The sequence below is a fragment of the Microbacterium sp. WCS2018Hpa-23 genome (genome assembly GCF_031843845.1).
In the GTDB taxonomy this organism is placed as follows: domain Bacteria; phylum Actinomycetota; class Actinomycetes; order Actinomycetales; family Microbacteriaceae; genus Microbacterium.
Genome location: NZ_JAVTIZ010000004.1, coordinates 126,981 through 148,768, shown reverse-complemented (window position 1 = coordinate 148,768; position 21,788 = coordinate 126,981). Strand labels below are relative to the sequence as shown.

Here is a 21,788-nt window from a genome sequence, read left to right as displayed (position 1 = left end):
AGCGTACGACGGGATGCCGGTGGGCGGACGCTCGCGCGCAGGCGCCTACTCCGCCGACATGCAGGCCGAGGTGAGTGTCATCCGGACGAGCCCGTCGATGCTCGTCGTATCGCGGATGGTCATGCGTGCCACGGGGGCTGTCTCGCTGTACCTGATGTCCTCTTGCATCGCCTTATCCGACTCATACCCGGCGTCGTCCCAGACGCCGAGGATCCGAGCGACCGATCTCGCGTTGTCGTCTGTGCGGAAGTCGAGGTCCACGTGGTGCTGCATGCCCGATCCCTCGGTGCAGGGAACGGGGTTCGGAATCGCTGCCGATGCACCGATCGTGGCACCCGCCGCATCGATGGGAGTCCCCGCGGTCACGGCGAACGAGTCATCGAGGAGCCGACGGATCTCCGCGTCCACCTCGGTCGGTGTGAGAACCTCCGCCGGCTCGGTCGGTTCCGAGGGCTCCGTACGAGCGCTCAGGCTTGTATTCGCGTACCCGCAGCTCGGCCGGCGGTCGACGATCACCGGGAGCTCGAGTGTGACGCGGTTGCCAGCCGGATCCGGTCGGTACTCCACGATCAGTGCCTTGCCGTCCACAGCCGCTCCGTAGTCACCCGCAGCGAACGGCTGGTGCGCGTTGTTCCCCGAGGTTCGCGCCATCGGGGAGGCGACGATCGGACCGTCCTGCCGGTAGACCGTTCCCCTCGATCCCATCAGCAACGAACGCTCGACCACGACGTATCCGGTGTCGCAACCATCGTCGGTCAGCGTCGTCATCGTGACGTCGATGCTCCACAGCGTGGAGAATCCCGCTCCGAGGACAGCGACGGCCGCGCCGAGGACCCCGAGGATCTTGAACGGCAACATCCAGGTCGGTGACGAGACCCTCAACAAGCCCATCACGAGCGCGACGGACGCGATGAGCACGGATGCGCTGAGGAGGATCTGGTCGTCGAGCGGGCCGATGAGTACGGATGCGGTGCCCACGGAGAACCAGTCGACGGCGATGACCGCGACCGCGACCACGGTCGCACATGCGAACATCCAGCCTGCGATTCGGACCAGCCGTCGCTGGGAGCGGTCGGAGATCTGCATCACCTTCGAAGCCTACGGCGCGCACAGATCCGTCGACGCCGTACTCAGCAGTCTCTCGGCCAGGACATCTCGGGTCCACACATGGGTGTCGAATAGCTGGAGAGCTGCACCGCTCGTGGTGGCGCGCTCCGCTTCTGCACATCGGGAGGCGTAGAACGTCTGTCCACGGTCGTTGGCTCTCTGTCGGGGAGGCTGCTGCGGGTGCCCTTAGGTTGCCCTGATGCGAGGGTCCGCGAAGAGTACGAGCGTCCGGGGGATTTTCGCCGTCGTGATGCCTGACGGCGTGCGCGGGTGAGGCGCGATCTGCGCCTCCTGCCCGTTGCCGGGGGAGTCTGGGGGGTCGCTCTCCTGTGCGTCTTCGTCCCTGCTGCGGCGGGGTGGTGCGCGCTCGTGGGTGCGTTCGGTGCGGTCATCGTGTGTACGGTCCTGCTGAGACGTGCAGACCGAGTCGCGTCGCGGGCAGCTCTGATGGTGGTCGTGTTCGCCGCGGTCGCGGCGGTCGCGCTCACTGCGATGTCGTCGCTGCCGGGGCGTGACGGCGCCGCGTCGTGGGACGGTCGCGTGGTGGAGGTGACGGGGGAGGTCACCTCGTCGGCGTCGCTCGGCCGGGACGGGCGCCTGTGGGTGGAGGTGCAGCTCACGGGGATCGGGTCGCCGGGGGCGGTGCGGGCCGCCTCGGCGCCGGTGCGGATCGGGATCGATCCGGCTGATGGGTTCGATCTCGGTGCGGCTGTCCGGGTGACGGGAGAGGCTGCGGCGACGGATTCGGGGGAGAGGTCGGCACTCGTCGTGTTCGCGAGCAGCGCGTCGGTCGAGGCTCCCGCGTCGGGGGTGTTCGCGGTGGCGGCTGATGTCCGGGGCGCGTTCATCGAGCGCTCATCGCGGCTCCCCGAGCCCGGAGCCGGTTTGCTCCCCGGCCTTGCGGTCGGCGATACCCGCGCGGTGTCGACGGAACTGAGTGACGACATGCGCACGAGCGGACTCAGCCATCTGACCGCGGTCAGCGGAGCGAACTGCGCGATCGTCGTCGGCGCCGCGTTCTGGTTCGCAGCGCTGTGCGGAGCGGGTCGTGCGACAAGAGTCGTGGCGGCAGCCGTCGTGCTCGCCGGGTTCGTCGTGCTCGTCACACCGGAGCCGAGCGTGATCCGCGCCGCGGTGATGGCCGGGGTCGCGATGCTCTCCCTGCTGCTCGGGCGTCCGAGTGCGGGGGCCGGGATGCTCTCGCTCAGCGCCGTCGGCATCCTGATCGCCGATCCCTGGCTCGCCTCGACGCCGGGGTTCGCGCTGTCGGTCGCCGCCTCCGGCGCGCTGATCATGCTCTCGCCGTCGCTGACTCGAGGCCTCGCGCGGTGGATGCCGCAGCCACTGGCACTCGCGATCGCCGTGCCGACCGCCGCGCAGCTGGTCTGCGGGCCGGTGATCGCTCTCTTCGCAGAACAGCAGTCGCTCGTCGGACTCGTGGCGAATCTGCTGGCTGCGCCGGCTGCACCGATCGCCACGATCATCGGGCTGCTCGCCTGTCTCACGGCGCCGGTTCCTGTGGTCGCCGACCTCCTGGCTGCGTCCGCGTGGCTGCCCGCCGCGTGGATCGCCGAGACAGCGACCCTCACGGCGAGGCTGCCGTTCGCGCAGATCGTGATGGATCCCGGCATCGCCAGTGCCGCGCTCGTCACTGTGGTGAGCGGCGCGGTCGGGGTCATCCTCGTGGACGGGTTCCGCAGGGCGAAGGTCGTCCGTGGCGTGGCCTCAGCCATTCTCGCGATCGTGCTCGCCCTGGGTGGCGCCCACGTCGCCCTGAACGGACCGCTGGCGAGTGCGACCAACCCGGACGGCTGGTCGGTCGCCGCGTGTGACGTCGGCCAGGGAGATGCCCTCGTCATCAGATCGGAGGAGCGCATCGCGCTGATCGACACCGGCCCCGCCCCTGAGCCTTTGGCGGCCTGCCTTCGGGCGCTCGGCATCGATCGGATCGATCTGCTCGTGCTCACTCACTTCGATCTCGATCACGTGGGCGGCGTCGAGACCGTGCGGGGGCGAGTAGACACGGTTCTGCACGGGCCTACGGGCGAGAGCGGCGACGAGACGATGCTGCAGCGCCTCGCCGAGGGCGGGGCGACGGTGACTGCGGCGACCGCGGGGCTGCACGGCGAGCTCGGAGCGGCATCATGGCAGGTGCTCTGGCCGCAGCGCGGATCCACCGTCTTTCCACCGGGAAACGACCAGAGCGTGGTGCTCGAAGTCGGAGGTGGCGAGGTGCCGCGCTCGCTCTTCCTCGGAGACCTGTCGGCAGAGGCGCAGCGGATGCTGTCGCGTACCGCGCACATTCGGGGAAGCTTCGCGGTGGTCAAGGTCGCGCATCATGGGAGCGCCGATCAGGATGCCCAGCTCTACGTCGACCTGCATCCGATCGTGGCGCTGTTCAGCGCCGGCGTGGACAACGACTACGGCCATCCGCGCGCTGAGACACTCGCCTCTCTCGCGGCCACCGGTGCGCGCGTGCTGAGGACCGATCAACAGGGGCGGCTCCTCGTCGGACTCGAAGACGGCGCACTGCAGCTCTGGACCGAGAAGCAGCCGCCGTGACCGCGAGATCGACGTCGGCGGCCCCCGGTAGGCTGAGAACATGGCTGCTTCTCGTACCCCTTCCCGTGGCGGTGCGAAGACGGCCAAGGTCGCGCAGGTCTCGTGGCGAGAGCCCCGCCCCGCACCCGTCGTCCTGGTCTTCGGGCCCGAAGAGGTCTGCGCGGAGCGCGCGATCGCCGGGGTCCGCGACTACCTCCGCGCCGAAGATCCGGCGCTCGAGATCACCGACGTCCGCGCCGACGACTACGCGCCGGGCACGCTCCTCTCGCTCACCTCGCCGTCGCTCTTCGGCGAGCCGCGTCTCGTGCGTGTCTCGGGAGTCGAGAAGTGCTCGGATGCCTTCCTGCAAGAGGCCGTGTCATACCTCGATCACCCCCAGGAGGGCGCCACCGTCATCCTTCGGCACACCGGTGCCAGCGTCCGCGGCAAGAAGCTGCTCGACGCACTGCGCGCCGGCACGGGCGACGGCATCGAGATCCCGTGCCCCGCGATCAAGCGCGACGGTGATCGGGTCGACTTCGCGGCGGGAGAGTTCACAGCGGCCAAGAAGCGCATCGCGCCCCCTGCGCTGCGTGCTCTGGTGTCGGCGTTCGCCGACGACCTCACCGAACTCGCGGCCGCATGCCAGCAGCTGATCAACGACGTCGAGGGCGACATCACCGAAGACGTCGTCACCAAGTACTACGGCGGGCGTGTCGAGGTGTCGGCGTTCGTCGTCGCCGATACGGCCATCGCGGGGCGCTACGGCGAGGCCCTCGTCGCGCTGCGGCACGCACTCGCCTCGGGAGCCGATCCCGTGCCGATGGTGGCCGCCTTCGCGATGAAGCTGCGCACCATGGCGCGCGTCGCGGGCAATCGCGAACCCAGCCGCCAGCTCGCGCAGCGCCTCGGCATGAAGGACTGGCAGGTCGACCGTGCGAAGCGCGATCTCGCCGGATGGAATGAGCGCTCCCTCGGCATGGCCATCCAGGCCACGGCCCGCGCAGACGCCGAGGTCAAGGGTGCATCGCGCGATCCGATCTTCGCCCTCGAGCGCATGCTCACGGTCATCGCCACTCGGCAGCCGTTCGGAGAGTGAACCTCGTCGCCCTCCGGGGTGGCGCCCTCGCGCTGCGACACCGCTCGACCGTGAATTCGTTGTGGACCCGGGGCGCACGCGAAAGAGCCCGCCCCGCGAACGGGACGGGCTCTTGTCGCACCCTCAAGCGGGGGATCGGCTCAGAGAGCGGAAACCTGCTTGGCGATGGAGGACTTGCGGTTCGCAGCCTGGTTCTGGTGGATGACACCCTTGCTGACGGCCTTGTCGAGCTTGCGGGAAGCAGCCTTCAGAGCAGCCTCGGCTGCAGCCTTGTCACCGGAGACGACAGCGGCGCGCGTCGCGCGGATGTGCGTCTTCAGCTCGCTCTTCACGGCCTTGTTGCGCTCGTGAGCCTTGTCGTTGGTCTTGTTGCGCTTGATCTGCGACTTGATGTTTGCCACGTGTGGACGCTTTCTGTACGGAGTTGTTAGGAAATGCCGGCAGAAGAAGAGGGCTTCCACGCGGCGGTCGTGAGGGAAGAACCCACACGCAAGCCAAGAACCAACTCTACCAGCATCAGGGCGTTTCGCCCTAAACGGTGCGCGGGCCGTGTGCGACGACAGCAACGACACGCGGCGGCGACATCGAGACTCGGTCGCGCACGGGACGGCACCGGGTGCACAATCATCACTATCCCGACATCCTCGTCGAGACATCGACGTCAAGGAGCGCCATGACTTCTGCCCTCCCGCCCTGCTCCCGCGCGACAGCGACGACCCCGCAGGCAGCGCAGAGGTGAGCGCCCTGAAGAAGGTCGGCGCGCGATGGATGACGGTGTTCACCCTCGCGTGGCTGGCGATCTGGACGGTGCAGCTGACCCCCGTGCAGCTGCTCCTTCCGCTGCAGCTCAACACCTCGGACGACGACTGGATCAGCGGGGTCGTCTCCTCCGGTTTCGTGCTGGGCATCGGTGGACTCGCGGGCATCATCGCCGGGCCCGTCGCGGGCGCGCTCTCCGACCGTGCCGGTGTCGGCAGGCGTCGGCGGCGCCCCTGGGCGATCGGCGGGGTCCTCCTCACTGCTGTGTTCCTCGTCGTCACCGGGTTCAGCGAGGGCCCCTGGGCCGTCGGAGGAGCCTGGGTCGGGGTGACGATCGGTGTGGCCGTGTCGTCGGCCGCGTTCACCGCCCTGATCGCCGATCAGCTTCCTGCGACGCAGCGCGGTGCGGCATCCGCAGCCGTGGGCTCGAGCCAGGCGGTCGGAATCGTGCTCGGCGTCGGGCTCGTCGTGCTACTCGGCCTCGGGATCCGCGACGGCTACCTGCTGCTCGCCGCGGTGATCGCGGTGTTCGGCACGGGGGCCGCTCTGATCCTGCCCGATCCGCCCGCCCCGATCGAGGCGGCATCCGTCGACCACGCGCCGGTCGACAAGGATCGTCGGCTCCTGGCATCCCTGCGCGATCGGGATTTCGCCTGGATGCTGTGGGGGCGCCTGGTCACCAACGTCGGCAACGCGCTCGGAACGGCTCTGTTCCTCTTCTTCCTGCTCCACGGCCTGCACCAGGAGACGGTCGTCGCGCAGGACAACCTGCTGCTGCTGATCGTCGTCTACACGCTGTTCGTCGTGCTCGCGTCGGTGCTCACCGGCATCGTGTCCGACCGCACCGGCAACAGGCGCACCCTCACGATCCTGGCAACGCTCGTGCAGGCCTCGTCGGGCGTCGTGATCGCCGTCGTGCCGACCTTCGAGGCGACCATGATCGCTGCAGCCCTCATGGGGCTCGGCTACGGAGCGTTCTCGACCGTCGGCCTGGCCTTCGCCGCCGACCTGCTGCCGGATGAGAAGGACCACGCCCGCGACCTCGGGATCGTCAACGTGACGGCCGCTCTCGGCCAGCTGATCGGTCCGGTGCTCGGTGCGGGCCTCGTGGCGCTCGTCGGCGGCTTCTGGCTCGTGTTCGTCGCAGCTGCAGTGCTCTCGCTCGTCGGCGGCGCGCTCACCGCTCTGGCGCGACAGCCCGCTCGTCAGAACCAGGATCACCGTCTGTCTCAGGACCAGGCTCCGTCTCGGGAGCCGTGACCCCCGCCTCTATCGTCGCGACGGCCAGCCGGACGACGGCATTGAAGACATGCGGTCGCATCGCCGTCACGAGGTGCGTCGTGCGAGGGACGACGATGAGCTCGGAGTGCGGTGCGAGCCGCTGGAACAGCGCCTCGTTCACCCGCAGCTGGTCCCACTGACCGTTGACGAACCACAGCGGCACCCCGATGCGTCCGACCGCCGTCGCGAGGTCCAGCGCCGAGAGGTTGCGCAGCGCGGTGTCCTGCGTGTCGAGCGCATAGCCGCCGGCCGCGAAGTCGGAGCGCGTCTCTTCGGGGATCGTCGCCTCGAGGATGCGCTTCGTGATCCACATCCCGCGATCGGGCAGACGATCCACTGCTCTCGCGATGACTCGGTAGGCGGCGAGACCCGCACCGCGGGGGAGCGAGGTGCACGATGCCGCGATGAGCCCTGCCACCGGCGGTGTCTGCGCACCGCCGACATAGGCGAGCGACAGCAGGCCGCCCATCGAGTGCCCCACGAGCAGTACGGGCCCGCGCGTCGCGGCGTCGCGCACGGCGGCGTCAATCGTGTGCAGCGCCTCGTGCAGAGTGAAGTCCTCCGCCATCCGGGTTCCGTGACCCGGAAGATCGACGGCGACCGCGGGGATGCCCTGCTCCTCGAGGAACGCGAGCTGCGATCGCCACATGGTCGCGGACGTGCGGATGCCATGCACGAAGACGATCTGGACGCTCACGCGTTCAGCATAGAGAAAGCGGGGTCGGTGGATGAACCACCGACCCCGCTTCAGGAAGAACTGATCGAGTCAGCCTTCGCAGGAATTACTTCTCGTATCCCACGTTCTCCACCGGCGTGATGCCGAAGAGGTCGAGACCCACGTAGGGCTCGGGCGTGAGGTTGGCGAGGCCTTCCTTGACGGTCCAGATCTCCGGGCCGTTGAGGACCGGGATGATGCCCCAGGTCTTCGCGAAGATCTCGGACTCCATCTCCATGGCCTTCTTGGTCTGCTCGACCGGGTCGGAGATCGTCTCGAGCTCCTCGTGGATCATCTTGTCGATCTCCTCGGTGCCGGTGCCCGACAGGTTCAGGCCGCTGTCCGAGCAGTACAGCTGGCAGAACCAGGCAGCACCGAACGGGTCGGACGACGTGAAGTTGAGGAAGAAGATGTCACCGTTCTGCGTGGTGTAGTCCTCGGCGAAGTCGGCGGACGGACGGGTGTCGATCGTCACCTCGACGCCGACCTCCTTCAGCTGTGCCTGCACCGCGAGCGAACGAGCGCGTGCGGTCTCGGTGTCGGAGTGAACCGGGAAGACCAGCGACAGACGCTCGCCGTCCTTCTCGCGGATGCCGTCGGCACCGGCGACCCAGCCGGCCTCATCGAGGAGCTTGTTGGCACCCTCGGTGTCGCCGTCCTTGCGGCCGGCCTCTTCCAGCGCGTTCACGTAGTCAGGCTGGAACGCGAACAGTGTGAGGGACCCTGCGGGCTCCTCGGTGTAGTTCAGACCGTTGAAGACGATCTCCTTGACCTGCTCGATGCTGATCGCCTCGAAGACGGCCTTGCGGACCTCGAGGTCTGCCAGCACGGGGTTCGTCGAGTTCAGTGTGAAGATCGCGTTGGCCGTGGCCTGACCCTTGTAGGTCTTGACGCCCTCGAGGCCCTCGACCTGTGCGAGCAGCTCTGCGCTGCCGGTCTCGGCCATGTCGACCTCGCCGTTGCGCAGGGCGTTGACCGCCGCGGTCGGCTCCATCTGGATGAAGGAGACCTTGTCGAGCAGCGGAGCGTTGCCCCACCACTTCTCGTTCGGGACGAGAGTGACGACGCCGCCGGTCTTGTCGAAGTTGTCGATCGTGTACGGGCCAGCGCCCCACTCCGGGTGCCAGTCGCCGAGGAAGGCGGTGTTGAAGAGCTCAGGCGTGTTGACAGCCGGGTGCAGAAGCTGCGAGTAGACCATCTCGGGCCAGGCGAACTCGCCCTTGAAGGTCACGATGACGTCGCGGTCGTTCTCGCCGGCCTCGACGGACTCGATCTCCTTCCAGCCGTCGGTCGCGTTCGGCTGGTATTCCTCGTTCTCGCCGCTGTTGGCTTCCCAGGTGGCCTTGAACGCGGTGACGTCGATCGGTGTGCCGTCGTTCCAGACAGCCTTCTCGTTGACCTTGAAGTGCAGGACGGTCTTGCCGTCTTCGACACCGAAGGAGTAGTCGTCGAGGTACGCGTCGTTCTTCTTGACGGTGCCGTCAGGATCCATGAGCAGGATCTGCGGGCGGAACCACGTGCCGACCTGGGTGACGCGAGCGTCGCCGTCGCTGTGGAAGTAGTTCAGCTGCTCGGCGATGTTCGAGATGGGGATGCGGAGTTCGCCGCCCTCTGCGAGGTTCTCGCGGGGCTGCGGGTTGTAGTCCGCGCCCTCGACCGTCTGAGCTTCGCTTTCGCCGCTGTTGCCGCCGCCGTTGCCTGCCGGTGCACACCCGCTCATGACGAGTGCGAAGGCGGCGCCGAGAGCAGCGATGCCCATCAGCTTCTGATGCCGTTTCATGGTACTCCTTAGTGCCTGTCGGCCTTACTTGGGATAGGGGCAGACTAACCCCGCATGTCGCGGGCGAAACCCCAGGGACACGGAACCGTTATCGGACTGTGCACAATTGCGCGGGGGTCAGCTGACGGCGACGGCCTCGGCGTCGAAACCCTCGACGGGGAGGATGATCCGCTCGCGTGTGCGCTCGATGTCGGGGTCGGGGATCGGGATCGCCGAGAGCAGCGCCTTCGTGTACGGATGCTGCGGATCGTCGAACACCTGATCGACGTCACCGTGCTCGACGAACGATCCCTTGTACATGACCGCGACACGATCGGCGATGTGGCGGACCACGGCGAGATCGTGGGCGACGAAGAGGTACGACAGGCCGAGCTTGGCCTTGAGCTCGTCGAGCAGGTTGATGACACCGGCCTGGATCGAGACGTCCAGAGCCGACACCGGCTCGTCGAGCACGACGATCTTGGGGTTCGTCGACAGCGCGCGGGCGATGCCGATGCGCTGGCGCTGTCCGCCCGAGAACGCCTGCGGGAAGCGGTCGCTGTGTGCCGGGTCGAGACCCACGAGTCCCATGAGCTCTTCGACGCGGTCGAACACGTCGTCCTTGCTCATGCCGATCGCGAACATCGGCTCGGCGATGATGTCCCAGACCGTCATGCGGGGGTCGAGCGCGCCCATCGGGTCCTGGAACACGATCTGCAGGTCGCGACGGAGCTTGCGCTCCTCCGCCCGGTTCTTGATGTCGGCGACGCTGGTCCCGCCGATCCGGATGTCGCCGTCCTCCTGGGCGACGAGATCCATGATCTGCAGCAGGGTGGTCGTCTTGCCGCTGCCGGACTCGCCGACGATCGCGAGGGTCTCACCCTGACGGATGTCGAAGCTGATGCCCTTGACCGCGCGCACCTCGCCGACCTTGCGCTTGAAGAAAGCGCCCTTCATCAGCGGGAACGTCTTGTTCAGGTTGACGGCCTCGAGAGTGATCGGTCGTTCCTCGCGCGGCACCTTGGCGAGCGAGCTCTCGGGGATCTCCGGGACGGGGAACACCGGCAGTCCGCCGATCTTCCCGTCGTCATCGATGTCGTTCGCGCGGATGCACGCGACGGAGTGATTCGCGTGGCCACTCGTGGTGACGGGCAGCAGTTCGGGCTCGCGCTCACGGCACGCGTCGATCGCGATCGGACAGCGAGCCGCGAAGGGGCACGCGTCGGGCAGGTTGATCAGCAGAGGCGGGTTGCCCTTGATCGGGATCAGCGGCACCTTCTCGGTCTTGTCGACGCGAGGGATGGCTCCGAGGAGGCCGATCGAGTACGGCATCCGGGTGCGGTAGAACAGCTCGCGCACGGGCGCCTGCTCGACGGGCTTGCCCGCGTACATCACGAGCACGTCGTCTGCCGTCTTCGCGACCACGCCCATGTCGTGGGTGATGATCATCATCGCGGCGCCGGTCTCGGCCTGCGCCTTCTCCATGAGTTCGAGGATCTGCGCCTGGATGGTGACGTCGAGCGCGGTGGTGGGCTCGTCGGCGATGATCAGCTTCGGGTCGTTGGCCATGGCGATCGCGATCACGACGCGCTGGCGCATGCCGCCGGAGAACTCGTGCGGGAACGCCTTCATGCGGCGCTCGGCCTCGGGGATCCCGACGAGCTTCAACAGCTCCACCGAGCGGTCCCAGGCCTCCTTCTTCGACAGTCGGCGGTGCACGGTGAGCGCCTCGATCAGCTGGTCGCCGATCGTGAACACCGGGGTGAGCGAGGTGAGCGGGTCCTGGAAGACCATCGCCATGCCGTTGCCGCGGATCACCGAGAGCTGCTTGTCGGTCTTGCCGAGCAGCTCCTGGCCGTCGTAGACGATGGAGCCGGTGACCTTGGCGTTGTCGTCGAGCAGGCCCATGATCGCGAGCGACGTGACGGACTTGCCCGAGCCGGACTCGCCGACGATGCCGAGCGTCTTTCCCGCTTCGAGGTCGAACGAGACGCCTCGCACGGCGTCGACACGGCCCGCTTCGGACGGGAAGCTGACCTTGAGGTCGCGGACGGACAGAACAGTACTCATGCGCGACCTCCAGCCGCCGAGGTCGGATCGAGGGCGTCGCGCAGACCGTCGGCGATGAGAGCCATCGAGACGGTGAGCAGCGTCAGCGCCGCCGCGGGGAAGTAGAACAGCCACGGAGCGCTCACGAGGGTGCTCGAGCCGTAGCCGATGAGCGCACCGAGCGAGACATCCGGCAGCTTCACACCGAAGCCGAGGAACGAGAGCGCGGTCTCGGTGAGCACGGCCGAGACGACGCCGAGCGTGAAGTTGATCACGAGCAGCGAGCCGATGTTCGGCAGCATGTGACGGACGACGATGCGCATGCCCGAGAGGCCGGCGTACCGTGCGGCGTGCACGTACTCGCGCTCGCGGATCGAGAGCGACAGCGTCCAGATGATGCGGGCAGGGAAGAACCAGCCGACGACGAAGATCATCACGAGCGAGATCACGAGCCAGTTTCCGCCGGCGTCGTTCGAGATCATCGCGAGGATCAGGAAGTTCGGGACCACCATCATGAAGTGGATGATCGCGAGCATGATCCGCTCGTACCGGCCGCCGAAGTAGGCGGCGGTGGCGCCGATGAGCGCCGAGACGACAGTGGTGCCGATCGCGACGAGCGCGGCGATCATCATGGACCGCTGGAGGCCGACGGCCACCTGGGCGAAGTTGTCGTTGCCCGAACCGTTCGTCCCGAACCAGTGCTCGGTCGAGGGGGCCTGGCGCAGCGCGAGGAAGTCGAGGTCGGTGTGCGAATAGGGAGCGATGAGAGGCCCGACGATCGCGAACACCACCAGCAGCGCCAGGATCACGACGCCGATCAGCGCGCCGCGGTTGCGCATGAACCGACGCGTGTACAGCGTCAGCATGGAGGTCCGCTTGCGGTTCTTCGGAGTCTCGGGCTCCGCGATCTCGGGGGAGACCCCGATGCTTTCCAGAGCCATCAGCTCACCCGCACTCTCGGATCGAGGACGACCACCGCGACGTCGGCGAGGATCGCGCCGATCGCGGTCATCAGGGCGCCGAATGCCGCGACCGCAACGACGCCATGAACGTCATTGTTGTTGAGTGTGTCGAGGAAGTACTTGCCCATGCCGTTCCAGTTGAAAATGCGCTCGGTGATCACCGCGCCGGTGAACACAAGGGGAATCGTGAACGCCACCTGAGTGGCCACGGGGATCAGCGAGGTCCGGAGCGCGTGCTTGCGAATCGCCTGCTGCTTGGTGAGGCCTTTCGCCCGTGCGGTGCGCACATAGTCGGCCTTGATGTTGTCGAGCAGCAGCGAGCGCTGCAGGAAATGGATCGACGCGTAGCCGGTGATCACGAGGCCTAGCGTCGGCAAAGTCAGGTGTTGGAGCACATCTATGAGGACGGGGAAGAACCCTTCCACCCCCTGACTGGATGAGCCTGTGACGTAGAACACCGTCGTTCCGACCGCGGCGTTGAAGTTGATCGCCAGGAGGACCAGAGCGAAGCCCGCGACCACGGTCGGGATGTTCATCGTGATGATGCTGGTGCCCTGACCGATCCGGTCGGCGAGCTTGTACTGCCGCGAGGCGGTGTACACGCCGAGGGCGATGCCGAGGACCGTCGTGATGATGGTCGCACCGAGGACCAGTTCGGCGCTGATCCAGATTCTGTATCCGACCTGCTCATTGACGGACTCGCCGGTGGGGCTGAGGCCCCAGTTCCAGTGGAAGAGGATGTTGGAGAACCACGTCCACCACCGTTCGATCAGAGGTACCGACTCGCTCAGATTGCGAGGACGCAGCAAGCTGTCGATCTGGTCGGCAGAGAGTGGAGGACGCCGCCCGACGTAGTTGTTCTCCGGGTCGAGATAGAGCCACGCGAGGAAGTAGGTGATGTTCGTCGCGATGACGATCATCACCACCCAACCCAGCAGGCGGCGCAACAGATACTTGATCAAGGTGATGATTCTTTCTCTTTTACAGGCGCGCGCGGGATCCGCCGACGCAACGCTGAGCCGGGAAGACAGTCAATCACCATCTGCCGATCTGCGCGACACGACGCCTGCACGTGGTCTGTGACGGAGTCTTATCGCTCACGGGATCCGGTGTCACGGATGGCTCCCGGGCAACCTCGGCAGAATATCACCGGATCGGGCGAAGCGAGCATAAGCCTCGCCTCACCGTAGAATCGACGGGACATGTCACCACGCGCCCTCACTCCTCTTCAGCCTGCCGCGACGCCTTCGGTGCAGATCCGCAATTTCTGCATCATCGCGCACATCGATCACGGCAAGTCGACCCTCGCCGACCGCATGCTCCAGATCACCGGCGTGGTCTCGGACCGTGACATGCGCGCCCAGTACCTCGACCGCATGGACATCGAGCGCGAGCGCGGCATCACCATCAAGAGCCAGGCCGTGCGGATGCCGTGGGAGATCGATGGCGAGACCTTCGCGCTCAACATGATCGACACCCCCGGCCACGTCGACTTCACCTATGAGGTGTCCCGGTCTCTCGCCGCATGCGAGGGAGCCATCCTGCTCGTCGACGCCGCACAGGGCATCGAGGCTCAGACACTTGCGAATCTCTATCTGGCGCTCGAGAACGATCTGCACATCATCCCGGTGCTCAACAAGATCGATCTGCCGGCCGCTGACCCCGACAAGTACGCCAAGGAACTGGCATCTCTCATCGGGGGCAAGCCCGAAGACGTGCTGCGCGTCTCCGGTAAGACCGGTGTCGGGGTCGAGGAGCTGCTCGACCGCCTGGTCAAGGAGATCCCGGCACCCGTAGGCGACGCCGACGCGCCTGCCCGAGCCATGATCTTCGACTCGGTCTATGACGCCTACCGCGGTGTCGTCACCTACGTCCGCATGATCGACGGCAGCCTGTCGCCCCGCGAGCGCATCCAGATGATGTCGACGGGTGCCAATCATGAGGCGCTCGAGGTCGGTGTGTCCAGCCCCGAACCGGTGCCCTCCAAGGGACTCGGCGTCGGCGAGGTGGGCTACCTGATCACCGGTGTGAAGGACGTCCGTCTGTCGAAGGTCGGTGACACGATCACGACGGCACGCAGGCCCTCGACCCAGGCTCTGCCGGGCTACACCGACCCGAAGCCCATGGTCTTCTCGGGGGTCTACCCGATCGACGGCAGCGACTACGCGGAGCTCCGAGAGGCGCTCGACAAGCTCAAGCTCTCCGACGCCTCGCTGCAGTACGAGCCTGAGACGTCGGTCGCCCTCGGTTTCGGCTTCCGCTGCGGGTTCCTCGGACTCCTGCACCTCGAGATCATCACCGAGCGGCTCGAGCGCGAGTTCGGTCTCGACCTCATCACCACCGCGCCCAGTGTGATCTACGAAGTGCTCACCTCTGACACCGGCGAGACCGTGACGGTCACGAACCCGAGCGAGTACCCCGACGGGCGCATCGGCTCGGTGTCCGAGCCCATGGTGAAGACGGCCATCCTGCTGCCCAAGGACTACGTCGGCACCGTGATGGAGCTGTGCCAGTCGCGTCGCGGTGCGCTGCTGGGCATGGAGTACTTCTCCGAGGAACGTGTCGAGCTCCGCTACATGATGCCGCTCGGTGAGATCGTCTTCGACTTCTTCGATCAGCTCAAGTCCAAGACGCAGGGCTATGCCTCGCTCGACTACGAGCCCGCCGGACAGCAGGAGGCGGACCTGGTCAAGGTCGACATCCTCCTGCAGGGCGACAAGGTCGACGCGTTCAGCTCGATCGTGCACCGCGACAAGGCCTACGCCTACGGCACCCTGATGACGGAGCGACTGCGCAAGCTGATCCCTCGCCAGAACTTCGAGGTGCCGATCCAGGCCGCCATCGGCGCCAGGATCATCGCCCGCGAGACGATCAGGGCGCTGCGCAAGGACGTGCTCGCCAAGTGCTATGGCGGTGACATCAGCCGCAAGCGCAAGCTCCTCGAGAAGCAGAAAGAGGGCAAGAAGCGCATGAAGATGGTGGGCCGTGTCGAGGTGCCGCAGGAGGCGTTCATCGCCGCGCTCTCCGGCGACGTCGAGGGCAAGGACAAGAAGTAGGGCCCTTGCGGGTCGGGCGTTCCCGGCGCGTGGAGGGTGATCGTCCAGGAAACGGGAAGTAGGCTGAAATCATGCGGCGCGGGACTTTCCGAGACGACACGGTGGACTATGCGGCCGTGGGTGCGACCCACGCGCCCGATCTGATGCAGTACCCGCCGGAGCGCAGCCTCCCGGCGGAGAACTCCTGGCGGATCGGCAGCGGCATCGAACGTTTCCAGTCCGCCGGTGAATCGCTCCTGACCTGGACGGCGCAGCGCGCCTCAGGCCTGAGCATCGAGGATGTCCGCCCGGCTCCGGGCCCCGCGTACGCCGGGGTGAGCTTCGATGCGGAGGGCACCCCGATCGCCCCGAGCAAGAATGACGTCGAGCAGCGCTTCGATGCCGAGGGCACTCCGTTCGCTGGTCCCGGGATGACCCTTCGTCTGCATGGGCGTGTGAGCGGGATGCGCGCGGATGCCGAACTCCGTGTGATCTCGGTCACCGAAGAGAAGCGTCGCATCGGATTCGTGCTGGGCACGGTCGGCGGCTCCGTCGTGCGCGGTGAGGAATCCTTCGACATCGACTGGCGCGAGGACAACGACGAGGTGTGGTTCTCGGTGCGCGCATTCGATGCGCCGAACTCCCTGCTGTACCGCGTCGTCCCCGCGCTCGTGAAGCGCCGTCGCCGGGAGCTGTTCGCGCGCTACCTGCGGGCGATCTCTCCGCTCTACGCGACTCCGGTCTGATGGCCGCAGTTCTCTGATGGCCGGTCCCCTTCCTCTGGGCGATCCGGCACCGGCAGACGGACGCCTTCCGTCCGATCTCGCGATCGACCCGGCTGTGCCGTTCTCGGCGTATCTCCACGTCCCCTTCTGCCGGGTGCGCTGCGGCTACTGCGACTTCAACACCTACACGTCCGGCGAGCTTCGCGGTGCGAAGCAGGAGGACTACGCCTCGACGCTGATCACCGAGATCGACCTGGCGAAGCGCGTGCTCGCGGATGCGGGCGCGCTGCGCCCGATGGACACTGTGTTCTTCGGCGGAGGCACGCCGACTCTCCTGCCCGCGGGAGATCTCGCCCGGATGCTCGGTGCGGCGACCGACGCGTTCGGTCTGACGGACGGCGCCGAGGTCACGGTCGAGGCGAACCCCGACACCGTGACGCCCGGGGTCGCCCGCACACTCGCGGATGCCGGTGTGACGAGGCTCTCGATCGGCATGCAGTCGGCAGTGCCGCATGTGCTCGCCGCTCTCGACCGCACCCATCGCCCCGAGAACGTGACGACAGCAGTCGCGGCGGCGAAGGATGCAGGCCTCGCGGTCAGCGTCGACCTCATCTACGGAGCGCCGGGGGAGTCGCTGGCCGACTGGGAGGCATCGCTCGATGCGGCGCTCGCGCTCGAGTCGGACCACATCTCGGCCTATGCGCTGATCATCGAGGACGGCACGAAGCTCGCGCGGCAGATCCGCCGAGGTGAGGTGCCGACGCCGGACGACGACCTGCAGGCCGACATGTACGAGCTCGCCGATGCGCGTCTCGCAGCGGCGGGCTTCGACTGGTACGAGATCAGCAACTGGTCGCGCACTGTGGAACAGCGCTCGCGACACAATCTCGCGTACTGGCGGGGAAGTGACTGGTGGGGCTTCGGCCCCGGCGCGCACAGCCACATCGCAGGGCTCCGGTGGTGGAACGTGAAGCACCCGGCCGCCTACGCGCAGCGTCTCGCCGCCGAGGAGTCGCCGGCCGCCGGAACCGAGCGTCCTGATGCGAAATCGAGGACCCTCGAGCGGATTCTGCTGCTGAGCCGCATCCGCGAGGGGATCGCGGTCGCCGACCTGCAGCCGGACAAGCGCACGCGTGTCGCCGGCCTGATCGCGGACGGCCTCGTCGACCCCGCCGCCGCGGTGCGCGGGCGCGGGCGCGTGCAGCTCACACTGCGAGGACGCCTGCTCGCCGATGCTGTGGTGCGCGAGCTCACGGACTGACCGCGTATCGGGTCGCTACGGCAGCAGGTCGAGTGCCTCTGTACGTCGCTGTGCGACGGTGGAGGACTGGGTGTCGAACAGTCGCGTCATCCGTTCGGGGCCGAACCGTGGCCACCCCGGGTCACCGGTCTTGATGAAGGAGATCCACGCCGAGTGCATCTCGTCTGCAAGGTTCTGCGGCGCATCGGCTCCGGCGAGCCGTTGTGCTTCGGGGTCGCGGAGGCGGTCGAACACGAAGCCCAGCTCGAGAGCGTGAGCCGCACGCAGATCGCGGACAGTGCTCTGCCAGGCGAATTCGTAGACATAGGTCGGCGCTGTGCGCGCCCTGGCCAGTCGGGTCAGCGGCGCGCGCAGCATGATGTCTGTGGCGAGCTGGCCGAAGATCTCGCCCGTGGAAGCTCCGGGAAAGGTCGCACGATAGGCCGCGACGGCCGTCCGCGGGATCCGCAGAGCGAGTCGTGCGAGCAGCAGCTTCGAGGGACTGACTCCGGCGAGGGCAGCCGGGGGGAACCAGAGACGATACTCGTCCGTGTTGCTCCCGATGAGAAGCGGGACGTCGGTGTCGGCGAGGACCTCGTGCGGCGAGTGGGGAAGAGACTCGGCATCCACCGCGAACTGGAACCCGGGCGCCCCGCCCAGCGGCGACGAGCCGGCGGCCTGTCGCCTGCGCGCATGGAGCAGCTTCGCAGGGGACGCTCCGAGGAAGCCCGCGCGGTCGGCCCTGATGCCGAGCTGCTTCGCCAGCTGCGCCGTGACGCGGCCCGCTCTTTTCGCGGTCTGCGCCTCGAGCGGTCCGGATTCGATGATCGCCCGCGCGATCATCGAGCGCGACGAGAGGTTCGCGAGCAGACCGGCGACGATCGCACCCCCGGCGGATTCACCCATGGCCGTGATCTGCGACGGGTCGCCGCCGAACGCGGCTATCTCGCTGTGCACCCAGGCGAGTCCGGCCGCGGCGTCCTGCAGACCGAGATTCCGAGGGGCACCGTCGAGCACCGAGAAGCCCTCGGAGCCCAGACGGTAGTTGATCGACGCGAACACGATCCCCGCCCGAGCGAACGCGGCTCCGTCGTAGAGGGGGAGCGCGGCGGTACCCCGCTCGAGCGCGCCGCCGTGGATCCAGAGGACGACGGGCGCGCCCGCGGCATCCTCCGGCGCCCAGATGTTGGCCGAGAGGATCTCGTCTCCCGGGATCTCGACCGAGCCCAGCAGGTCGCCGATCGCCCCGGGGTACGGATGCTGCGGAGCCGTCGGACCGAACGCCGTGGCGTCCCGGACGCCCTCCCACACGGGAGCGGGCTGCGGCGCGCGAAAGCGGTTCGCCCCGAACGGTGCGGCGGCGTACGGGATGCCGAGGTAGCGACGCACTCCGCCGATCGCTTCGCCCCGCACGATTCCGGTGGACACGGTGACCTGCGGCGCGACACTCATACCCGTCATCGTAGGGCGATCAGCGCGGCACCCGCCTCGGCGGGTAGAATTGGCACTCGTACCCAGTGAGTGCCAGAGGGAGGGGGTTGCGATGGTCAGTGAAAGAGGCCTCCAGGTTCTCCGCGCGATCGTGCAGGACTACGTCGAGACGCACGAGCCGGTCGGCAGCCGATCGATCGTCGACCGCTATTCGTTCGGTGTGTCCGCTGCGACGATCCGCAACGACATGGCACTGCTCGAAGACGAAGAGCTCATCGCCGCGCCGCACACATCATCGGGTCGAGTCCCGACCGACAAGGGCTACCGCGTCTTCGTCGACCACCTCGCGCAGCTGCGTCCGCTCACGGTCGCGCAGCGCACGGCGATCGAGTCGTTCCTGACGGCGCCCTCCGACCTCGACGACCTGATGGTGCGCACCGTCCGTGTGCTCACCCAGCTCACGGGACAGGTCGCCCTCGCTCAGTACCCGTCGTTCGCGCGGGCGCACCTCACCCATCTCGAACTCGTCGCGTTGTCGCCCAACCGGCTGCTGATCGTCCTCGTCACCGATGCGGGTGGGGTCTCCCAGCGCATGGCGCCGCTGCCGGTCGATGTCGACGAAGCCGACATGGCGATCCTCCGTGCGCGTCTGTCGGCGCTCATCACCGGGCGCGCGGTGAGCGATGCGGCCGAGCGACTGCAGAACCTGCTCGCCGCAGACGAGCACTCGCGCGACGTCGCGCTGCGGGCACTCGCGACGATCATCATCGATGAGCTCGGGGCTTTCCGTCAGGAGCGCCTTGTGATGGCGGGAGCGGCGACCCTCGCGCGACGCGAGCAGGACTTCCGCGGCAGCATCCACCCTCTGCTCGAGGCGATCGAAGAGCAGGTCACCCTGCTGCGCCTGATGAGCGAGATGGAGGCGGACTCACATGGCCTCGCGGCCAGCATCGGTACCGAGAACGCCTCGTTCGGCCTCGGAGAGGCATCGATCGTGGCCAGCAACTACGCCGCGCCCAGCGGCACGGCGCGTGTCGGCGTGATGGGGCCGACGCGCATGGACTATCCGAGCAATCTCGCGGCTGCGCGGGCTGTCGCCCGCTATCTCTCGCGGATGCTCGATGAAGACGAGGCGTCCCGCTGACGCGGGCGCCCAGAGAACAGCACACGCAGAAGGGCCATTGTGGCAGACCACTACGAGGTACTCGGCGTCTCTCGCGACGCCTCCACCGACGAGATCAAGAAGGCGTACCGACGTCTGGCTCGTCAGCTCCACCCCGACGTGAACCCGGGTGAAGACGCCGCCGAGCGGTTCAAGCTCGTGACGCACGCGTACGACGTGCTCAGCGACGACGAATCGCGTCGTCGCTACGACATGGGCGGCGGAGACGGCGCTGCCGGCAACTTCGGCGGCTTCGGCGGTTTCGGTGACATCTTCGAGACGTTCTTCGGTGCGGGTCAAGGCGGCGGCAGGGGAGCGCGTCCACGGTCCCGCCGGGAGCGCGGACAGGACGCGCTGGTCCGCGTGACGCTTGATCTGGGCGACGTCGTCTTCGGTGCGCACCGTGACATCGAGGTCGACACCGCTGTCCTGTGCGAGACCTGCAACGGCTCGTGCTGCCAGGAGGGCACGTCTCCCGTCACCTGCGACATCTGCGGTGGCTCCGGTCACGTGCAGCGCCAGGTGCGCAGCCTGCTCGGCAACGTCGTGACGTCGCAGCCGTGCGGCACCTGCGAGGGCTACGGCACGACCATTCCCTACCCGTGCGGCACCTGCGGCGGTCAGGGACGCGTGCGCTCGCGCCGCACGGTCTCGCTCGACATCCCGGCCGGCGTCGAGACGGGCCTGCGTCTGCAGCTCCCCGGATCCGGCGAGGTCGGCAAGGCCGGCGGCCCGAACGGCGACCTGTACGTCGAGGTCACCGTCAATCCGCATCCGTCCTTCAGCCGTGACGGCGACGACCTGCTGGCGACGCTCGAGGTCTCGATGCCCGACGCGATCCTCGGCACCGAGACCACGATCCAGGGGCTCGACGGCGAGGTCGACCTCGAGGTCCGCTCCGGCGTGCAGTCGGGTGACGTCCTGACGATCAAGGGTCGCGGCATCACTCCACTGCGAGGCAGCCAGCGCGGCGATCTCCGCGTCGGCGTCCAGGTGGTCACCCCGACCAAGCTCGATTCCGCACAGCGGGCGCTCATCGAGGACTTCGCGAAGAAGACGAAGGCGCCGGGCCCCCAGCTGGCGCAGTTCCAGCAGGGACTCTTCTCGAAGCTCCGCGACCGCTTCCGCTCGCACTGACCCGGACGGCGCTCATGGCTCTGCACTTCCTCGTCGAATCGTCGTCGGATGCCGCGGTCGGCGACCTCGTGTCGCTCACCGGGGCCGAGGCCAAGCATGCCGCGGTGGTCCGCCGTCTCCGCGTCGGCGAGGCGGTGACTGTGGGCGACGGTGCGGGCGTATGGCTCACCGGCATCGCAGAGGAGGTCTCGCCCTCCCGTGTCGACGTCCGTGTGTCCGAGCGATCCGCAGACCTGGCGCCCACTCCTCGTCTCGTCCTCGTGCAGGCGCTGGCGAAGGGCGATCGCGACGAGCTCGCGGTGCAGGCAGCGTGCGAGCTCGGCGTCGACGAGATCGTGCCGTGGCAGGCGAGCCGCAGCATCTCGAGGTGGGAGGGCGCCAAGGCGATCAAAGGCCGAGAGCGCTGGGCGACAATCGTCCGCGAGGCGGCCAAGCAGGCGCATCGTGCGTGGGTGCCTGAGGTGTCGGCCCCGGCATCGACCGCAGATCTCGTGAAGCGTACGTCGTCCGAGCGCGTGCTGCTGCTCGATCCGAGCGCGACCACGCGGTTGTCGGAGCTCGAGCCCGACGGCCGAGACCTCGTGCTCGTGGTCGGACCGGAGGGCGGCATCTCGGACGATGAGCTGAAGAAGCTGTCTGACGCCGGCGCCGAGCGCGTGCTTCTCGGAGACACGGTGCTGCGCACCTCGACAGCCGGCCCCGCAGCTATCGCGGTCCTGTCCGTGGCGCTCGGCCGCTGGTGATCGGCTACGGGCCCGTCCGTGCTGCGGTCAGTAGACTGGGAGC

The 21,788-nt window shown here is 67.6% G+C and carries 17 protein-coding genes; 9 read left to right on the top strand and 8 right to left on the bottom strand.

Annotated features, from left to right (window positions below):
• Positions 1-45 precede the first annotated feature (45 nt).
• Positions 46-1,089 carry a hypothetical protein gene (locus tag RQG77_RS08200; RefSeq protein ID WP_311244285.1) on the bottom strand — a complete coding sequence of 348 codons (1,044 nt, stop codon included), beginning with the start codon at positions 1,087-1,089 and terminating at the stop codon, positions 46-48.
• A 465-nt stretch (positions 1,090-1,554) separates the two neighbouring features.
• On the opposite strand from RQG77_RS08200, the gene RQG77_RS08195 reads away from it, so the two are divergent.
• Together RQG77_RS08195 and holA are read left to right on the top strand one after the other, a co-directional pair.
• Positions 1,555-3,669: a ComEC/Rec2 family competence protein gene (locus RQG77_RS08195; protein ID WP_311244284.1), complete on the top strand. Its 2,115-nt coding sequence runs from the start codon at positions 1,555-1,557 to the stop codon at positions 3,667-3,669.
• A gap of 40 nt (positions 3,670-3,709) precedes the next feature.
• Positions 3,710-4,747, top strand: a complete 1,038-nt coding sequence (gene holA, locus RQG77_RS08190) for a DNA polymerase III subunit delta (protein ID WP_311244283.1) — start codon at positions 3,710-3,712, stop codon at positions 4,745-4,747.
• A gap of 140 nt (positions 4,748-4,887) precedes the next feature.
• Here the strand turns inward: holA and rpsT are convergent, their stop codons facing one another.
• Positions 4,888-5,148, bottom strand: coding sequence for a 30S ribosomal protein S20 (gene rpsT, locus RQG77_RS08185; protein ID WP_053096545.1), 261 nt, complete (start codon positions 5,146-5,148; stop codon positions 4,888-4,890).
• A gap of 292 nt (positions 5,149-5,440) precedes the next feature.
• Here rpsT and RQG77_RS08180 point away from each other — a divergent pair, with 292 nt between their 5' ends.
• Positions 5,441-6,766 carry a nitrate/nitrite transporter gene (locus RQG77_RS08180; protein WP_396653403.1) on the top strand — a complete coding sequence of 442 codons (1,326 nt, stop codon included), beginning with the start codon at positions 5,441-5,443 and terminating at the stop codon, positions 6,764-6,766.
• Here the strand turns inward: RQG77_RS08180 and RQG77_RS08175 are convergent.
• The 5 genes from RQG77_RS08175 to RQG77_RS08155 all read right to left on the bottom strand — a co-directional run bounded on the left by RQG77_RS08175 (position 6,684) and on the right by RQG77_RS08155 (position 13,234).
• Positions 6,684-7,484: an alpha/beta hydrolase gene (locus RQG77_RS08175; protein WP_311244281.1), complete on the bottom strand. Its 801-nt coding sequence runs from the start codon at positions 7,482-7,484 to the stop codon at positions 6,684-6,686. The genes RQG77_RS08180 and RQG77_RS08175 overlap by 83 nt on opposite strands.
• 85 nt (positions 7,485-7,569) lie before the next feature.
• Entirely contained in the window at positions 7,570-9,282 is a 1,713-nt protein-coding gene (locus RQG77_RS08170; protein WP_311244280.1) for an ABC transporter family substrate-binding protein, read from the bottom strand.
• A gap of 117 nt (positions 9,283-9,399) precedes the next feature.
• Positions 9,400-11,331, bottom strand: coding sequence for an ABC transporter ATP-binding protein (locus tag RQG77_RS08165; RefSeq protein ID WP_311244279.1), 1,932 nt, complete (start codon positions 11,329-11,331; stop codon positions 9,400-9,402).
• Positions 11,328-12,251, bottom strand: a complete 924-nt coding sequence (locus tag RQG77_RS08160) for an ABC transporter permease (protein WP_311244278.1) — start codon at positions 12,249-12,251, stop codon at positions 11,328-11,330. The genes RQG77_RS08165 and RQG77_RS08160 overlap by 4 nt, the downstream gene beginning before the upstream one ends.
• On the bottom strand, positions 12,251-13,234 hold the full coding sequence (locus RQG77_RS08155; RefSeq protein ID WP_311244277.1) for an ABC transporter permease: 984 nt from the start codon (positions 13,232-13,234) through the stop codon (positions 12,251-12,253). The genes RQG77_RS08160 and RQG77_RS08155 overlap by 1 nt, the downstream gene beginning before the upstream one ends.
• Before the next feature lie 240 nt (positions 13,235-13,474).
• On the opposite strand from RQG77_RS08155, the gene lepA reads away from it, so the two are divergent.
• The 3 genes from lepA (at position 13,475) to hemW (ending at position 17,293) form a co-directional block, all read left to right on the top strand.
• Positions 13,475-15,328 (top strand): translation elongation factor 4, encoded by a 1,854-nt coding sequence (lepA, locus tag RQG77_RS08150; protein ID WP_311244276.1) that lies wholly within the window; start codon positions 13,475-13,477, stop codon positions 15,326-15,328.
• 71 nt (positions 15,329-15,399) lie between these two features.
• Complete coding sequence (locus RQG77_RS08145; RefSeq protein WP_311244275.1) at positions 15,400-16,053, top strand: DUF1990 family protein; 654 nt, start codon at positions 15,400-15,402, stop codon at positions 16,051-16,053.
• Between the two features lie 16 nt (positions 16,054-16,069).
• Positions 16,070-17,293: a radical SAM family heme chaperone HemW gene (hemW, locus tag RQG77_RS08140; RefSeq protein WP_311244274.1), complete on the top strand. Its 1,224-nt coding sequence runs from the start codon at positions 16,070-16,072 to the stop codon at positions 17,291-17,293.
• Positions 17,294-17,308: 15 nt separating this feature from the next.
• Here the strand turns inward: hemW and RQG77_RS08135 are convergent, their stop codons facing one another.
• On the bottom strand, positions 17,309-18,724 hold the full coding sequence (locus tag RQG77_RS08135; RefSeq protein ID WP_311244273.1) for a carboxylesterase family protein: 1,416 nt from the start codon (positions 18,722-18,724) through the stop codon (positions 17,309-17,311).
• 91 nt (positions 18,725-18,815) lie between these two features.
• Here RQG77_RS08135 and hrcA point away from each other — a divergent pair, with 91 nt between their 5' ends.
• The 3 genes from hrcA to RQG77_RS08120 are packed head-to-tail and all read left to right on the top strand — an operon-like array spanning position 18,816 to position 21,745.
• The gene (gene hrcA / locus RQG77_RS08130) at positions 18,816-19,847 is read left to right on the top strand and encodes a heat-inducible transcriptional repressor HrcA (RefSeq protein ID WP_311244272.1); all 1,032 of its coding nucleotides are present in this window, start codon (positions 18,816-18,818) and stop codon (positions 19,845-19,847) included.
• A gap of 39 nt (positions 19,848-19,886) precedes the next feature.
• Positions 19,887-21,002 carry a molecular chaperone DnaJ gene (dnaJ, locus tag RQG77_RS08125; protein ID WP_056516817.1) on the top strand — a complete coding sequence of 372 codons (1,116 nt, stop codon included), beginning with the start codon at positions 19,887-19,889 and terminating at the stop codon, positions 21,000-21,002.
• A 14-nt stretch (positions 21,003-21,016) separates the two neighbouring features.
• Positions 21,017-21,745 carry a 16S rRNA (uracil(1498)-N(3))-methyltransferase gene (locus RQG77_RS08120; protein WP_311244271.1) on the top strand — a complete coding sequence of 243 codons (729 nt, stop codon included), beginning with the start codon at positions 21,017-21,019 and terminating at the stop codon, positions 21,743-21,745.
• Positions 21,746-21,788 lie beyond the last annotated feature (43 nt).

Bases quoted from the DNA above. Each gene is read 5' to 3' on its own strand.
- RQG77_RS08195 (WP_311244284.1), top strand. From the start codon at position 1,555: ATGGTGGTCGTGTTCGCCGCGGTCGCGGCGGTCGCGCTCACTGCGATG.
- holA (WP_311244283.1), top strand. From the start codon at position 3,710: ATGGCTGCTTCTCGTACCCCTTCCCGTGGCGGTGCGAAGACGGCCAAG.
- RQG77_RS08170 (WP_311244280.1), bottom strand. From the start codon at position 9,282: ATGAAACGGCATCAGAAGCTGATGGGCATCGCTGCTCTCGGCGCCGCC.
- RQG77_RS08165 (WP_311244279.1), bottom strand. From the start codon at position 11,331: ATGAGTACTGTTCTGTCCGTCCGCGACCTCAAGGTCAGCTTCCCGTCC.
- RQG77_RS08160 (WP_311244278.1), bottom strand. From the start codon at position 12,251: ATGGCTCTGGAAAGCATCGGGGTCTCCCCCGAGATCGCGGAGCCCGAG.
- lepA (WP_311244276.1), top strand. From the start codon at position 13,475: ATGTCACCACGCGCCCTCACTCCTCTTCAGCCTGCCGCGACGCCTTCG.
- RQG77_RS08145 (WP_311244275.1), top strand. From the start codon at position 15,400: ATGCGGCGCGGGACTTTCCGAGACGACACGGTGGACTATGCGGCCGTG.
- hemW (WP_311244274.1), top strand. From the start codon at position 16,070: ATGGCCGGTCCCCTTCCTCTGGGCGATCCGGCACCGGCAGACGGACGC.
- RQG77_RS08135 (WP_311244273.1), bottom strand. From the start codon at position 18,724: ATGAGTGTCGCGCCGCAGGTCACCGTGTCCACCGGAATCGTGCGGGGC.
- hrcA (WP_311244272.1), top strand. From the start codon at position 18,816: ATGGTCAGTGAAAGAGGCCTCCAGGTTCTCCGCGCGATCGTGCAGGAC.
- RQG77_RS08120 (WP_311244271.1), top strand. From the start codon at position 21,017: ATGGCTCTGCACTTCCTCGTCGAATCGTCGTCGGATGCCGCGGTCGGC.